The 15,314-nt window shown below is 52.9% G+C and carries 10 protein-coding genes and 1 other RNA gene; 7 read left to right on the top strand and 4 right to left on the bottom strand.

Annotation, left to right across the window (positions count from 1 at the left end; translation table 11 throughout):
* Nucleotides 1-274 precede the first annotated feature (274 nt).
* Together Q1K76_RS05365 and Q1K76_RS05360 are read right to left on the bottom strand one after the other, a co-directional pair.
* Nucleotides 275-1,600 (bottom strand): sigma-54 dependent transcriptional regulator, encoded by a 1,326-nt coding sequence (locus tag Q1K76_RS05365; RefSeq protein ID WP_300131641.1) that lies wholly within the window; start codon nt 1,598-1,600, stop codon nt 275-277.
* Entirely contained in the window at nt 1,597-4,053 is a 2,457-nt protein-coding gene (locus tag Q1K76_RS05360) for an ATP-binding protein (RefSeq protein ID WP_300131638.1), read from the bottom strand. The genes Q1K76_RS05365 and Q1K76_RS05360 overlap by 4 nt, the downstream gene beginning before the upstream one ends.
* Before the next feature lie 463 nt (nt 4,054-4,516).
* On the opposite strand from Q1K76_RS05360, the gene Q1K76_RS05355 reads away from it, so the two are divergent.
* The 7 genes from Q1K76_RS05355 to Q1K76_RS05325 all read left to right on the top strand — a co-directional run bounded on the left by Q1K76_RS05355 (nt 4,517) and on the right by Q1K76_RS05325 (nt 13,279).
* Nucleotides 4,517-5,839, top strand: coding sequence for a TolC family protein (locus Q1K76_RS05355; RefSeq protein ID WP_300131635.1), 1,323 nt, complete (start codon nt 4,517-4,519; stop codon nt 5,837-5,839).
* A 68-nt stretch (nt 5,840-5,907) separates the two neighbouring features.
* Entirely contained in the window at nt 5,908-7,005 is a 1,098-nt protein-coding gene (locus Q1K76_RS05350) for an HlyD family secretion protein (RefSeq protein ID WP_087409177.1), read from the top strand.
* A 43-nt stretch (nt 7,006-7,048) separates the two neighbouring features.
* Nucleotides 7,049-8,725: an MFS transporter gene (locus tag Q1K76_RS05345; RefSeq protein WP_258327944.1), complete on the top strand. Its 1,677-nt coding sequence runs from the start codon at nt 7,049-7,051 to the stop codon at nt 8,723-8,725.
* Nucleotides 8,726-8,781: 56 nt separating this feature from the next.
* Entirely contained in the window at nt 8,782-9,666 is an 885-nt protein-coding gene (locus Q1K76_RS05340; protein ID WP_241147849.1) for an AraC family transcriptional regulator, read from the top strand.
* A 30-nt stretch (nt 9,667-9,696) separates the two neighbouring features.
* Nucleotides 9,697-10,065 (top strand): arsenate reductase family protein, encoded by a 369-nt coding sequence (locus Q1K76_RS05335; RefSeq protein WP_300131633.1) that lies wholly within the window; start codon nt 9,697-9,699, stop codon nt 10,063-10,065.
* Nucleotides 10,066-10,200: 135 nt separating this feature from the next.
* Complete coding sequence (locus tag Q1K76_RS05330) at nt 10,201-10,773, top strand: 30S ribosomal protein S16 (protein ID WP_087409180.1); 573 nt, start codon at nt 10,201-10,203, stop codon at nt 10,771-10,773.
* Between the two features lie 373 nt (nt 10,774-11,146).
* Complete coding sequence (locus Q1K76_RS05325) at nt 11,147-13,279, top strand: LamG-like jellyroll fold domain-containing protein (protein WP_300131630.1); 2,133 nt, start codon at nt 11,147-11,149, stop codon at nt 13,277-13,279.
* Between the two features lie 351 nt (nt 13,280-13,630).
* Here Q1K76_RS05325 and Q1K76_RS05320 read toward each other — a convergent pair whose 3' ends face one another.
* Together Q1K76_RS05320 and ssrA are read right to left on the bottom strand one after the other, a co-directional pair.
* Entirely contained in the window at nt 13,631-14,695 is a 1,065-nt protein-coding gene (locus Q1K76_RS05320) for a hypothetical protein (protein ID WP_300131627.1), read from the bottom strand.
* A gap of 113 nt (nt 14,696-14,808) precedes the next feature.
* Nucleotides 14,809-15,207: a transfer-messenger RNA gene (ssrA, locus tag Q1K76_RS05315) on the bottom strand.
* Nucleotides 15,208-15,314 lie beyond the last annotated feature (107 nt).

The raw sequence follows: 15,314 nt of genomic DNA, 5'->3' as shown, positions 1-15,314 counted from the left end.
AGTTATACACTCTATTATTCCATTCTTCGCCTAATGAAAATACAATCGCCGTGCCAATGGCGCCAATATGCACATAAAGCTCTATTTATTAAGATATTAAAAAATAATACCACTTGTAGCATAGTGTGGAATAGTGTGGAACAGATGTGGAGTGGTGTGGAATTTTTCCACACCACACACCCAAAAAGCATCGGGACACCCCAATTGGAGTGCCCCGATATAGATGTACGGGAACCGAGATCGAAAGGCGACAATCACCCCCACCCGCCCGGCTTCACTCGATGTGATACAGTTTGAGTTTGTTGTAGAGTGTCTTGCGATCGATGCCCAGCATTTCGGCCGCCCGGCTCTTGTTGCCTGCACAGTGTTGCAGAGCGGCCACAATCTTGGTGCGTTCGCTCTCGGGGTCGTGCAATGCGGCCGTCCGTTTCGCAGACTCGGCAACCTCCAGCCCCAGATGTTCCACCCCGACGGGAGCTCCTTGCGACAGCAGGGCGGCCCGCATTACGGTATTGCGCATCTCGCGCAAGTTACCGGGCCAGCGATAGCGACAAATCTGCTCCATGGCATCGGGCCGGAATCCCGGGACGGGCTTCTCCAACTCGCGATTGGCCTGGTCCAGAAAGAAGTTGGCAAAGAGTGGAATATCTTCGCCCCGCTCACACAGGCGAGGCATATGGATGGTAAACTCATTGATGCGGTGATACAGATCTTCGCGGAAGGTACCCGCGGCTATGGCAGCCTTCAAGTCTTCGTTGGTAGCGGCAATCAGCCGCACATCTACCTTAATATCGGTCGTTGTACCTATCGGCTTGACTCTCCGCTCCTGCAACACCCGGAGCAGTTGTATCTGCACGTCGTAACTGAGGTTGCCTATCTCGTCGAGAAATATCGTACCGCCGTCGGCCTCGACAAAGGCTCCCACCTTGTCTTCGATAGCCCCCGTAAACGACCCCTTCTTATGACCGAAGAACTCGGAGGCGGCCAACTCCCTGGGGATGGCTCCGCAATCGATGGCCACAAACGGACGGTCGGCTCGCTTGCTCAACTGGTGTATCCGCTTGGCCACATACTCTTTACCTGTACCACTCGCCCCGTTGATTAAGACCGACATGCTGGTAGGGGCTACCAACCGTACATACGAATAGAGCTGCCGGGCAGCTTCGCTCTGCCCCTCGAGATAGCCGGGCTCTTCGGGTACAGCCTTTGGCTTGGGCTGCTTCGGTTCGACGGCACGGGCGGCGGCCCCGAGTACCTCGTTGATTTTTTGCAACAGATCTTCGGGATTGACCGGCTTGGCTATATAATCCTTGGCCCCCAGTTTCATGGCCTGGACGGCCGAGGGGATGGCTGCATAACTGGTCATCACGATAACCGGCACCGGTTGCCGCCGGGCATTGAGCCACTCCAGCAGGTCGATGCCTTCGCCATCGGGCAGCCGCAAGTCGCACAGCACCAGGTCGACGGCTTCGTCCTGCAGTGCACGCCGGGCCGCTCCCACCCCCGAAACCGAGGTGATGGCAAAGCCCTTTTTGGTAAGCCACGTCTGCAGCATGAGGGCAAATGTAGTATCGTCCTCGACGATAAGAATATGGTTCATGGTTGTTGTTCCTCCTTTCTTAAAATAGCTTGCAACTCGTCCCGTATCTGCCCGGCACAGGCGAGCAGAGGGGTCAAGTGTTCCGACAGGCTATCGCTCCACGGGGCAGCCCCCTCCTCTTCCAGTCGCGAAAGCAACGGCAGCATGTCCGAGAGCTTCAGCATGGCAAAAAGCGGCTGCCATTTGTGAGCCATACGGGTAACGACTACCCCGTTGCGCGTCTCGCGAGCCTGCTCCAATTCTTCGATCTGGGCAGTGAGTTCGTGCAAGAGGGTCTCCAGTATCTTCACACGGGCAGCCCGGTCGTCACCGGCAAACACGGTGAGCGGCGAAAAGTCATATCGGCCCTGCGACTCTTCACCTTCGGAGGTCGCGGGTTGCGGCTCGGCTACGGCACGAGGGGCCTCGCGCCAAATGGCCGACAGGCAGTCGGACAGCTGCGTCAACGAGAAGGGTTTGCGCAACACACGCGAAAAGCCTTCGGACAACAGACGGTCCGAATCGCTGCGGGCCGTGACTACGACCACGGGAATATCCCGGGCCCGAGGCACCGACGAATCGCGCAACGATTTCAAGAACTGCACGCCATCCATCTCGGGCATCTGCATATCGGTAAAGACGGCGTCGAAGGGTTCGTGCTCCAGATAGCTGACCACCTCTTCGGGCCGCACACAGGCGACCGCCTCCACGCCGAGTTGTTTCAACTGGTTTTCAAAGAGGGTCAACTGTATCTTGTCGTCGTCGAGCAACAGGCAGCGGCGCCCGGCAAAGGCGGGAGCTTCGGGCTCGGCCTCGCCGTCGACCTTGTCGAGCGGAATCTCTACGGTGAAGGTACTGCCCACCCCCTCCTGGCTGCGCACATCGAGCCGGCCGCCGAGCAGGTCGACCAACTGCCGGGTAATCGTCAAGCCCAACCCGAAGCCTTCGATGCCCTGAGCCGACGACAAGCGGGTAAAGGCCTGGAATATCTGTTCCAAATCGTCACGGGCAATGCCCCGCCCCGTATCGCTCACCGAGAAGACCAGGTATTGTCCCCGCACGAATAGATGCACGGTGACCCGTCCCCGGGCGGTAAACTTCAACGCATTGGAGAGCAGGTTGTCGACAATCTGCTGGATGCGCAACGGGTCGCCCGCAAAGGTGGCATTGGCCGACGGTTCGGCCTTCAACTCCAGCGTCAACTGCTTCTTCTCGGCCACCGGCTGCATGGCCGAGACAATCTTCTCGAACAACACCCGCGGATTGAAGGTAAGGTGATTGACATCGAGTTTATGCGACTCCAGCCGATAAAAGTCGAGCAGGTCGCTCACCAGCGACAACAGATGGTCGGACGAGGCCTTCATATTTTGCAGATAGAACCGCTGCCGCTCGCTGTTGTCGAGCCTCATCATCAGTTCTACATATCCGATAATCGAACTGAGCGGAGCCTTGAAGTCGTGCGTAATTGTCAGCATCAGCTTCTCGCGAGCCTCCAGCAGCTCTTCGGCCCGACGGCGGGCCTCCTCCAGTTCGCGACGCCAGCGGTCGTCGCGCATCCAGCCCCGCCACACCATGATGCCGAATATCAACGCCAGCACGATAGCCCCCGAGGCCACCCCCACCAGAGCATTCATCGACTCCTGGCGGATAGCCTCGTTGCGGTCGAGAATCCGCTCCGAGACCAACAGTTGCTCCTGCTCGAAGCTACTCATCAGCCGGCCTATCTGCCCGCTCAACCGCTGGTTGTCAAACCGCAGTCGCCAGCGTTCCCGCTCGAGGGCCTGCTTCGAGAGCTCGCGACTCTCGTGAAAACCGCTCTCCATGGCCTTCAGGTCCAGAGCCAGCGAATCGCTCAAAGCCCCAATCCGCCGCGACTCCGACCGAATGCTGTCGAGTCCGCCCGGCGACTTGCCCGATATGGCATCGGCTATGCGACCAAACAGATTGCGCCGCTTGCGCTTCTCCATGAGCGAATCGCTCTTCTGGGCCAACTTTTGCTGATGGGCATGAATAAGGAGCAAGGAGTCTTGCTGACGCATGATGTCGTCGAACTTGCGATTTTGTTCCTCGGCCACATCGATCGACGTACTCATCAACCGACGGATGACCGAATTTTTCCGGTTCAACAGATAGACAATGCTGTCGATACGCGACAACTGCACCGAGTCGGCAGTGATGTTACACAACGAATCGACGCACGACACGGCATCGTTCATCAAACGCCGGTACACCGGATAATCGGAATAGCGTCCCCACACCAGCGATTGCCCCAGCGTCTCGGTACGATAGAGCAGCGACAGCGCATCGGATACTCGATGGCGCTTGGCCGTCATATCCTCCTCAACCTCACGCACCGATACCAACAGCCCTATCTCGTGATAGACAAACCACGAGGAGGAGAGCAGCACGACAACGAGCAGCAAATATCCCCACAACGCCTTGTTGCGGGTAGCTTTTCGGGAATAGGAAGCCATAGTTCACGATTTGGCGGTGAAGATAAAAAAATTTCCACAAAAACCATCCCCTCCTCCCCCCGCTATTTTTCATTCCACCTCTTCCTCCCTACCCGAAACGGCCCCACGCCTGCCCCCCAACTACATGCCGGCCATCAGCATCGGCCGCCATTCATGACATACACTCGGGGGCATCACACCTTTTTAATAAGGAGGGACGAAAAACAGCTCCTGTCCACGGCTCAAAACGCACCACGGCCTGCCACAGGTTTCCCGTTCACTTCTGCCGCCTGCTTACCCTACCCATCCCCCTCCCCAAAAACGGTCCGGACCGGATCCGTTTCACAGCTTTACAGCGATATATCCCGTTTTTTATACCCCACTCATACAGAAACGGAAAATATGAACATACAGTAGGGAAATCTCATCGCGATAAAGCATATATAACTACCTATTTTTGCAGTGGATAAATGAAACAAACGTTATGAAGAGACTTTTATTTACATTTGCTGTTCTCTCTACGCTTTTTCCTCTTAAAGCGCAGGAGACACTCACGCTCGAGCAGTGTCTGCTCATGGGCATCGAAAACAACCTCCAGCTACAGACGAGGCGCAACGACATCACGAAAGGCAAACACAATGTTACCGAAAACCGTGCCAAACTGCTGCCTCAAATCAACGCCGTAGGGTCGTTCAACGACAACTTCAATCCGCCCGTATCCGTAACCGACGGCTCGGCCTACGGCAACCCCTACAACGTGACCAAGACCTTGCAGTACAATGCTTCGGCCGGGCTCCAGTTGCAGATGCCTCTCTATAACCAGACACTGCTCACAGCGCTCGACATCACGAAGATGATGGACCGCATCAACCGCCTCTCTTACGACAAGGCCCGCAACGACCTCATAGAGCAGATAACCCGCATGTACTATCTCGCCCAGAGCACGGCAGAGCAGATTGCCATCATCAAGGACAACATCGCCCGACTGGAAGAGCTGCGAGATATTACCGTAGCCTTTTTTGACAACGGTATGGCCATGGATGTCGACGTGAAGCGAGTGAACATCAACCTGGAAAATCTGCAAGTACAATGCGACAACGCCGAGGCCATGCTCACGCAACAGACCAACATGCTGAAGTATGTAATCGACTATCCGGCCGAAAAGCCCATAGCCCTTACCGCAGTCAATGCGGCAAGCGTCGAGGATATTGAACTCACCGGACTTTACGAGTCGTTGCCCGAGCTACAGCTGTTGCAACAACAGAGCGAACTGGCCAACAAGCAAGAGACGATGATTCGGCAAGGCTACCTGCCTTCACTCTCGCTCACAGGCAACTTCACCTACTCGGCTTTCACCGACAAGTTCTGCAACTGGTTTCACTCCGGCCCCTCCAACCACTGGTACAACTCATCGGGTCTGGGCATCACGCTGCGTATCCCAATATTCGACGGACTCGAGAAACGCTCCAAGATACGCAAGGCCAAACTCGATGCCGAGAACGCCCGCCTGGCCTACAACGACGCCCTCAAAGGGTTGCACACCCAATACCTCAATGCAACCTGCGACCTCATGAACAGCAGGCGCAACTTCACCAAGCAACTCGACAACTACCGGCTTGCCGAGGAGGTCTACGCCGTTACGGCCGACCGCTACCGCGAAGGCATAGCCTCGATGACCGAAGTGCTCCAAGACGAGATGCAGATGAGCGAAGCTCAAAACAGCTATGTGACCGCTCACTACAACTATCGCGTGACGGCCTTGTCGCTCTTGAAACTGACCGGCAAACTCGACTCTCTGCTGGAATAGACCTTTTCACAGAGCAACCGCACAGCGCACAAACACACTCATAATCAACCATTTTAGAATTTACTTCAATGAAAACTCCGAACAACAACATACAGAAAACCAACACCCTGGAACAACAAGCCAAAAGATTACGGAAACAGCGCTCCCGCCAAATCGTAGCCAGCATCTTCGGCATTATAATCCTCGTATGCGGCATTGTGAAAATATCGATGATTTTTCTCGACTACAAAAATACCGAAACCAGCAACGATGCCCAGATAGAACAATATATCTCGCCGGTCAACCTTCGTGCCTCGGGCTACATCAAGCGAGTATGTTTCACTGAACACCAGAACGTAAGAAAGGGTGACACCCTCTTGATCCTCGACGACCGCGAATACCGCATTCGCGTGATGGAAGCCGAAGCTGCGCTGAAGGATGCTTTAGCCGGCGCATCGGTCATAGGACAGACACTGCAGACGACACAGGCTTCGGCCTCGGTCTACGAGTCATCGATTGCCGAGGTTAAGATACGCCTGGCCAAACTCGAGAAAGACCGCACCCGCTACCAGAACCTGCTTGAACGCAATGCCACAACACCGATACAACTGGAGCAAATCGAGACCGAATACGAGGCTACCCAGAAAAAACTGGCCGGACTGATAAGCCAGCAAAAGGCTGCCATATCGGGCGTGAACGAGGTATCTACCCGCCGCCAAAGCACCGAGGCTGCTGTCGAAAGAGCCCGCGCCGCACTCGAGATGGCCCGCCTCAACCTCTCCTACACCGTAGTCGTGGCTCCTTGCGACGGCAAACTCGGACGCCGTGCCGTCGAGGACGGGCAGTATGTTTCGGCCGGACAGACTCTCACCTACATCATACCCGACACCCAGAAGTGGGTGATTGCCAACTACAAGGAGACCCAGGTCGAAAACCTGTATGTAGGCCAGGAGGTAGCCATTACGGTAGATGCTCTTGACGGACATGAGTTCAAGGGACGCATCTCGGCCATCTCGGGAGCCACCGGTTCCAAATACTCGCTCGTTCCTACCGACAATTCGGCCGGTAACTTCGTGAAAATACGCCAGCGAATCCCGGTCAGAATCGACTTCACCGATCTGTCCGAAGCCGACAACGAACGCCTGGCTGCCGGCATGATGGTAATCGTAAAAGCTAAAATCGATTAAGCAAGCTGGCTCGTGAAGCATCTCTCACAAAAAGCTTAGAGTCATGAAACAAAATACGATAAGCCTCACCTATGGGGCAAAATATAAGAACTACCCGTTCTACAACTGGGTACCCAAGCCGCTGGGCATCATACTGCTGATACTGCTGTTTATCCCCATCCTCACCGTAGGTGGCGTTTATACAGCCAACAGCGGCGAAATGACAAGCGGACTGGGCATACAGTCGGAACACATACAGTTCGTGGGGTTCGTCACCTCCGTGGGCATGGCGGCCTTCTCGCCCTTCTTCTACCAGTTGGTGTGCATACGCCGCGAAAAGATGATGTGTGTCGTAGGGTTCTCCCTGATGTATCTTCTCAGCCATGTCTGCGCCATCACCGACAGCATATTTGTGCTGGCCCTGTGCAGCCTCATCATGGGGTTCTTGCGCATGGTACTCATGATGGTCAATCTGTTCTCGCTCATACGCTACGCTTTCGGCATGGAAGCTACGCAAAACATCACACCGGGCAACGAACCTGTCGATGAAGAGGGATGGGACCGACTCGACTCGGAGAAGAGCAAGAGCATGCCGATAATATATCTGTTCTTCATGATCCTGGGACAGTTGGGCACATCGCTCACGGCATGGCTGGCTTATGAATACCAGTGGCAAGACGTGTACTACTACATGATGTGTATGACGCTCGTAGCTATACTCATCGTCCTCGTCACCATGCCTTACCACACCTACAACAACCGGCGTTTCCCCATTACGTTCCGCAAGTTTGGCAATGTGGCCGTTTTCAGCGCCATGATGACCTGCGGCATCTACGTTCTCGTGTATGGCAAAACGCTCGACTGGTTCTCCGACCCCACCATCGTACGCTCCACGATACTTACGGTAGTCTTTGCCCTCGTGTTCTTCTACATGGAGTGGTCTCACCAGTCGCCCTACTTCCTCATGGGGGTATTCCGCCTGCGCACCATCAACATGGGTATCGTCCTGTTCCTCCTGCTCATGGTGTTCAATACCAGTTCGATGTTTGTCAACGTGTTTACCGGCATGAGCATGAAAATAGACAACTGGCAGAATGCCGCCTTGGGCAACTGGAGCATGCTGGGCTATTTCATCGGGGCCGTGATAGCCATCTTCCTGGGCTCCCGCAACGTAAAGCTGAAATATCTTTTCGCTTTAGGTTTCTTGCTCATCGGCCTGTCGTCCCTGTTCATGTATTTCGAAGTGCAGACCGACGGTCTGTACGAGAGGATGAAGTACCCGGTAATCATACGCTCGACCGGCATGATGCTCATCTACTCCCTCACGGCCGTGTATGCCAACCAACGCATGCCCTACAAGTATCTGTCGACCTGGATATGTATCATGCTCAGTGTGCGTATGGTTATTGGCCCGGGTATCGGTTCGGCCCTCTATTCCAACGTGCTCCAGCACCGCCAGCAGCACTACATCACAATGTTTGCTCAAGATGTAGACCGCATCAACCCCCAGTCGGCCGCCGACTACGACCAGACGGTAAACGGGATGCGCTGGCAAGGCCGCAGCGAGACCGAGGCCGAACACATGGCTGCCACGTCTACTAAAGGCAAAATACAAGTGCAGGCCACCCTCTCGGCCGTCAAGGAGATGTCGGGGTGGACCTTCTACGGTTGTATCATTTCAATGCTCTTCGTACTCATTTATCCATACAAGAAGAGGGAATTATCTGCTTGGCGGGAATAACAACCCGCCAAGTCAGATAATTTTTATTACCTTAGTGGCGATAAATATTTGCCCCTATGGAAAAAACACTTTATGAAAAGGCTACGGCCCGGCTTGACACGCTGCAAGAAATGATGTCGGGCCAGGCCGATGTATGCTCGTCGGGGGGTACCGTTTCTGATTTCCCGGCATGTATGAAAGAGGGGTTTATCAGTTTCGGTATAGGCCTCATCGTGTGCCACGAAGGCGAGTTCGAGTTCACCTTGTCGGGCCGCTCCTACAAGGCCAGCCGCAACGAAACCGTCTTTATGCCCGAGGGGGGTCTCTTCCGCGTTACACGGCAATCGGCCGACGTGCTCCTGAGCCTCATCATCTACCACACCGAATCCATCCGCGACATCATGGGGGCCATGGTACAATCGGTACACCTCTATACCCTCATGTCGTCCAACATACCCTGTGTGTGGAGTACCGGCTGCGAAAACGACATCGCCCGGTACATCTCCCTGATAAAGGCCAAAGATATTTCGTCCGAAGATTTCTTTTCGATCAACGAGCACAAGTTGCTGCTGCTATCACTCACCTACCGGCTTTGCTCCGTGTTCAGCCAGAAATTCCTGTCGAACAGCCCGACCCATGCCCGGCGCACCGAGATATTTCTGAAACTGATACGACTCATCGACCGCCACTTCATGCACGAGCGGGGTGTGGCATTCTATGCCGACAAGCTATGCCTCTCGCCCAAATATCTGTCAGAACTATCAAAATCGGTTTGCGGATATACCGTTCAAGAACTGGTATTCAAAAACATAACACGCAAAGCCATGTCGCTGCTCGACAGCACCCACAAGACCGTAGCCGAAATTTCCGACGAACTCAATTTCCCTACCCCATCGAGTTTCGGCACATTTTTCCGCAAGCAAACAGGCTTATCGCCTCAAAAATATCGCAACCAAGCATAAACCGAAGTACAACAATCATTACCGACACCTATGGAAATTTTGTTTTACCAATACCCTCCATGCAGCACCTGCCGCAAAGCGGCCCAATGGCTGCGCGACCATCACATCGAGGTAACAACCCGGCACATCGTAGAGACTCCGCCCACGGCTCAAGAGCTCGTCCAATGGATTGCCCGCAGCGGGTTGCCTCTGCAAAAGTTTTTCAACACCAGCGGCCAGCGATACCGCGAGCTGCGGGTGAAGGAGCGCATCCCCACCGCCCAGCCCCAGGAGCTGATCGAGCTGCTGGCCTCGGACGGCATGCTCATCAAACGACCGTTGCTGGTCTCCGGCGACCGGGTGCTCGTCGGCTTTAACCCCGCCCAATGGGAAGAGGCTCTATGCCCCCAGTCGAAATAACGGTACACCGCCACCCCCGAAGCGGACAAACCGAAGCAAACAAAAAGAAAATTAAAGAGTTTTACTTGCACGATTCGCAAAGAAACACTACCTTTGCGCCGCTAATGCAAATACTAACCAATTAAAAAATTTCAAATGGCAACAAAAATCAGATTACAGCGCTTTGGTCACAAAGACTATGCGTTCTATCAAATTGTAATCGCCGATAGCAGGGCACCACGTGATGGTAAGTTTATTGAAAGGATAGGTTCTTATAATCCGAACACTAATCCTGCTACAATAAATTTGAATTTCGAACGGGCTTTGTATTGGCTGACAACGGGTGCTCAACCCACCGACACCGTGCGCAACATCCTCTCTCGTGAAGGTGTATTGCTGAAAAAACACTTGCTGGGCGGTGTAAAGAAAGGTGCTTTTACCGAAGAAGTTGCAGAACAACGCTTCGAAGCCTGGTTGAAAAACAAGAAATCGGCTACCGATGCTGAAAAGGCTAAAATCTCTGCCGCTAAAGACGCTGCTGCCAAGAAACGTCTCGAAGACGAAGTAGAGAAGAACAAAGTGAAAGCCGAAGCTGTTGCTGCTAAGAAAGCTGCCGAAGCTGCCGCCAAGGCCGAGGCTGAAGCCGCTGCCAAAGCAGAAGCCGAAGCTGCCGCTGCTGCAGAAGCTCCCGCCGAAGAAGCAGCTCCCGCTGCCGAAAATGCTGAATAATCCAAAACTTAGACAGCATATCGAGACGGAGTATCCACACCAGGATACTCCGTTCTCTTTTTATAAACACCTCTCTACTCCGCACCCTACCCTCTCGCACCCCTGCCGCCAAGGAGTATTTAACACATCGATTGATTCCATTAAAGCCCATTCGCGACTTTTTTTATAAAAAAGGATAAAATAAATTCCTTTTCCTACTAGGGACCCTACTCGATATAGAGTTATTATATATGATAAAAATTTTTTTTTGCAAAAAACAGATTTGCAAGCCTATTTTACGGGGGGGTAACCATGAAAAACAGATGATCGAAAAAAAACAGATAATCGAGAAACATCCAATAAGAACACATTTTTTTCACTAAACTTTTATATCATGAGAAAACATTTTTTACTATTCTCTCTATTGTTTGTTCTCTTGCCATTCTTCACGACACAGGCACAGGAGAATAAAGCGATCAACATTCCACAACTCAACATCAACTGGAGCACCTCGGCCTACCGACTGGAAGTACCCGAAACAATCTTGGGCGACCGTAACGGTGGTGAAACCGACCGCACAGGAAAATCGTTTACCCTGTCGGCCTGGATCAACATGGACCAGTTTACCAATGGTAGCTACAACAACAAGGGAAATGTAATTATGGGTCACGGCGCCCGCTTTCACTTCAACTACAACGGCAGCCTGGTATTGGCTACAACAACCGACGGTACCCTCAAAATCATTTCGGGGGGTGGCAACACCGTGTCGGGCAATATCGATGCAACCGTCGCCTTGAATACCTGGACCTATCTGACTCTGGTTTATGACAACAGCGACTTTTCGGTAAAGGTCTACAAAGACGGTACACTGGTCGACTCTCGCAACAACGGCTCGCAATTGACTCTCTTTGGCGACGACCCCTGTATCTTCTTCGTGGGTGGTGCCGGTTTCTCGGGCCTCTGCGACGAAATGCAGTTCTATAACAAAGCTCTTACGGCCGACGAAGTAGCCCAAGCCTACAACAACAATCCTCAGGGCGTCTCGGGTCTGACTGCCTGGTACGACTTCAACGAAATCGAGAGCGGAACAACCGGTACGTTTGCCAACAAGGCTACCGGCTCGGCTCATGCCGACACCAAGGCTGTATTCTATAACCTCACCAACGCCACGCTGAGCAGCGACGGTGGCTATACCTCTATTAAGGCCTTTACCGAAACTGCTCCTACCTTGGCCGAAGGCCGCACGATTGAGACCACCACGATGTACACCGTAACCGTGCCCGAGACCGTAGAGAACGGAACACTCTCGGTCATGAGCGGCGAAACGGCCCTCAACGCCGGTGAAAACCAGGTAGAGGCCGGTACCGAATTGACCATCACGGCTACTCCTGCCGCGGACTATCGTCTGGAGTCGCTTACCGTAAACGATACTCCCATTGAAAGCGGTGCCACTTATGTAGTAAACGAAAATGCTACGATTGCCGTTTCGTTTGTCGAAATCGAAAAGCACAACGTATCGGTTGCCATCGACGAAAGCGTAGATTATCAAATCGCCATGAACGGCGAACCGGTCGAAGACCTCACGTCGATAGTTGCCGGCAGCGAACTGACGCTGACCATCAACGCTCTGCCCCAAGGCAAGAAACTCGTATCGGTAACCCTTGGCGACGAACCTCTCGAGGCTAATGAAGACGGCACCTACACCTTCACGGTAACTGCCGACGCTACCCTCACCGTTACGTTGGCCGACATTGCCTACTATACGGTAACACTGCCCGAAACGGTAGAGAACGGAACGCTCTCCGTCATGAACGGCGACGTAGCCCTCAACCCCGGCGAGAATACCCAAATCGAAGAGGGTACTACCCTGACCATCACCGCTACTCCCAACTCGGGTTACGAAATCCTCTCGCTCCTGATCAACGGCGAAGAGAAGATTGACGAAGTAGCCGACAACACCTACACCATCGCTTCGCTCGACGGAGACGTGACTGTCGAAGCTGCCTTCAGCGAAAAGGTTCTCTACTGGCAAATCACCTGCATGGTTGAAGGTAACGGTACGGTTACCATCTACGACGAAGAGGGCACGCAATACCCCAGCGGTTACAGCCAGATTCCGTCGAATGTAGACATGAGACTGGAATTCGAGCCGGCCGAAGGATACGAAATCGTTGACTTCTACGAAACCGAAGCCGAAGGCGAAACCACTTCGTTGCTGACTCAGATTCAATCGAATGTATACAATATCGGCCGCCTCACCGGCAACCACATCTACAACGTGAAGTTCAGTGCTATCAGCGGCATCGAAGAAACCATCGACGCCCTCTCGATCTACTGCAACGCCGGCATGCTCTATGTAAACGGCCTGGGCGAGAACGCTACGATTGAAATCTACGACATCACCGGCAAACTGGTGAAAGTGGCTCACGAAGCTCCCGTCAATGTAAGCGACCTGTACAACGGCTGCTACATCGTGAAGGTAGCGATGAACAACGCCGAGAAGGTGGTAAAATTTATCAAACGATAAGCCTTTGCATTTCGACCGACCGACGGTAATCCGTTGCGGTCAATAGCCAACCAATCGGGGCCGCCTCGCATCGCGAAGCGGCCCCGATTCTTTACACCCCTTCCTGCCGGCATCGATAGTCCCCGAAAACGATACAACGGGGGGAAGAAAAAACAAGGGCCATATCTTCGTCGCGATATAATCCCTGTTGTATATCATAAATCGGGAATCGAATATTCTATCAAATCATTTCTCGCAGCACCCTTTGGAGAAAGTCTTATCCCCTTGACAACACTGCCACAACCGCTTTTCTGCTCATACCTGCCAGCGGTCTCGACAAAACGCCCGACTCCACCTCATACAAAGGCAAAGCTATTTCAAATGTGCATCGAACGTAACAAGCAGCGTCACGCCACTGGCCTCTTTTTTGGAGTACATGATGCCGATTGTATGGCCTTCCCAGTAGCCCTGGTATCCGGCAGACATACCCCATTTGTGCTTCTTCATTTCTATACCCAACATATTCAATTCGCGGCACATCTGTTCGGCTACGTTTTTCACGTTTTTCGCCTCGGTCTTCACATGAAACTGAACCGACTTGACAGAGTCGCTCTTCTCATCTACGCAGCTAACCGATACATAGTCTACCACATAATCCGCGTAAGGGAACTGCACGTTGGCAAACAGGGTCGGCTGGCCAGAAAAGTTCTTATCGGTACGGACGTTGGTAAATAAGGACGGGGTCGTCAGAGCCACGCCTTGCAATACAGAGAAGGAAATCTGGCGAGTATTCACCACCCCCAAAGGACGCTCCAGCATCATCGCCACGGTGAGCGGGAAAGACTTATCGATGTATTTCGTATAGTCCACAACCAAAGCCTCACGGTCATCCGACTCGCCGTAATACAGAATCACCCGGGTCTCCTTCTCCACACCGTCCTCTTCCAGCAGGCCGGTTTTACTGTTCACGCTGCGATGCCGCACCTCCCGCTCAACCCAGTTGCCCTTATCGTCATAGCGGAGTATCCGGTAGTTATCCACGCTCAGCAGGGTGGAATTATTATAGAACACCGACTTCTCGATACGCTCAGCGGCCGAGTTGTATTTATACATGGTGGTCATTTCGCCCAGCAAAGCCACATCGTTTTCAAAAACGAGCAGCCCGTTTAGCTCATCATATTGATACTCTGTACACAACTGATCACAACGCTCCAGAAGATAGCCGTCGGGACTGTATTTGCCTGTATCCTGTACGGCTTGATTGTTGACCGAAATCAAGCGGCCGTCGAAATCATAAGTATATACCTCGTCTCCACTTTTTATCATTTTCACATGGCCATAGGCATCCTCGACAACGGCATCGTAATACTTCTGCGCCCCGACCGAAGGAATGCTCAACAGCAAAACGGCACATAGGGAAACAATCCTGTTTTTCATATCTGTCCTAACTTTTAGGCCACAGCCAACCACGTGACGGAAAGAGGGTATGGCACAATTACGGAAACGGGGTCACATCTTGTTTTCAGACGCAACCCCGGATAATTAAATTCTTGTGGAGCTGGAGGGATTCGAACCCTCGTCCAAACGAGGAACTAATGAGCTTTCTACATGCTTATCTTCGCTTTGATTGTCGGGTACAGACAAGACCGAAGCCACCAATCTGTACCTTAGTTTCTAAAATTTCATCGTCGGCCCGAAACCTGCCTCCGACTATTTCCGATATTATTGCACCACCGATTCGGTACGCTTCGGAACCACAGCAACCGGGTGATGTCTTGTCTCCGCAACTGTTGCAGAGATTAAGCTAATCTACTGTACTTCGATTAAGCAGCAAGAGCGTAGTTATTTTCGCCAGTTAAATTTTTGCTGTCTGAGATTATAGAGCGGGGCAACAAACGCTCTGCATGCTTACCCACCACTTCTACCCGCTGTCAAAACCGGTCAGCCCCAGTGGTAAACTTCGTTCTCCCCCTCGAACGCTTTCGATGAGGGACAACAAAGATAATGCTTTTCCGGCAGATTCTACCGGCTTCCCCGAAAAAAAATGAATTACAGG

It is taken from the genome of uncultured Barnesiella sp., from assembly GCF_946496565.1.
In the GTDB taxonomy this organism is placed as follows: Bacteria; Bacteroidota; Bacteroidia; order Bacteroidales; family Barnesiellaceae; genus Barnesiella; species Barnesiella merdigallinarum.
Note: the sequence above shows the minus strand (reverse complement) of the source record. Positions and strands in the feature narration are given on the sequence as shown.

Coding starts and splice junctions, on each gene's coding strand:
- Q1K76_RS05365 (WP_300131641.1), bottom strand. CDS start 1,600: ATGAACCATATTCTTATCGTCGAGGACGATACTACATTTGCCCTCATG.
- Q1K76_RS05360 (WP_300131638.1), bottom strand. CDS start 4,053: ATGGCTTCCTATTCCCGAAAAGCTACCCGCAACAAGGCGTTGTGGGGA.
- Q1K76_RS05355 (WP_300131635.1), top strand. CDS start 4,517: ATGAAGAGACTTTTATTTACATTTGCTGTTCTCTCTACGCTTTTTCCT.
- Q1K76_RS05350 (WP_087409177.1), top strand. CDS start 5,908: ATGAAAACTCCGAACAACAACATACAGAAAACCAACACCCTGGAACAA.
- Q1K76_RS05345 (WP_258327944.1), top strand. CDS start 7,049: ATGAAACAAAATACGATAAGCCTCACCTATGGGGCAAAATATAAGAAC.
- Q1K76_RS05340 (WP_241147849.1), top strand. CDS start 8,782: ATGGAAAAAACACTTTATGAAAAGGCTACGGCCCGGCTTGACACGCTG.
- Q1K76_RS05335 (WP_300131633.1), top strand. CDS start 9,697: ATGGAAATTTTGTTTTACCAATACCCTCCATGCAGCACCTGCCGCAAA.
- Q1K76_RS05330 (WP_087409180.1), top strand. CDS start 10,201: ATGGCAACAAAAATCAGATTACAGCGCTTTGGTCACAAAGACTATGCG.
- Q1K76_RS05325 (WP_300131630.1), top strand. CDS start 11,147: ATGAGAAAACATTTTTTACTATTCTCTCTATTGTTTGTTCTCTTGCCA.
- Q1K76_RS05320 (WP_300131627.1), bottom strand. CDS start 14,695: ATGAAAAACAGGATTGTTTCCCTATGTGCCGTTTTGCTGTTGAGCATT.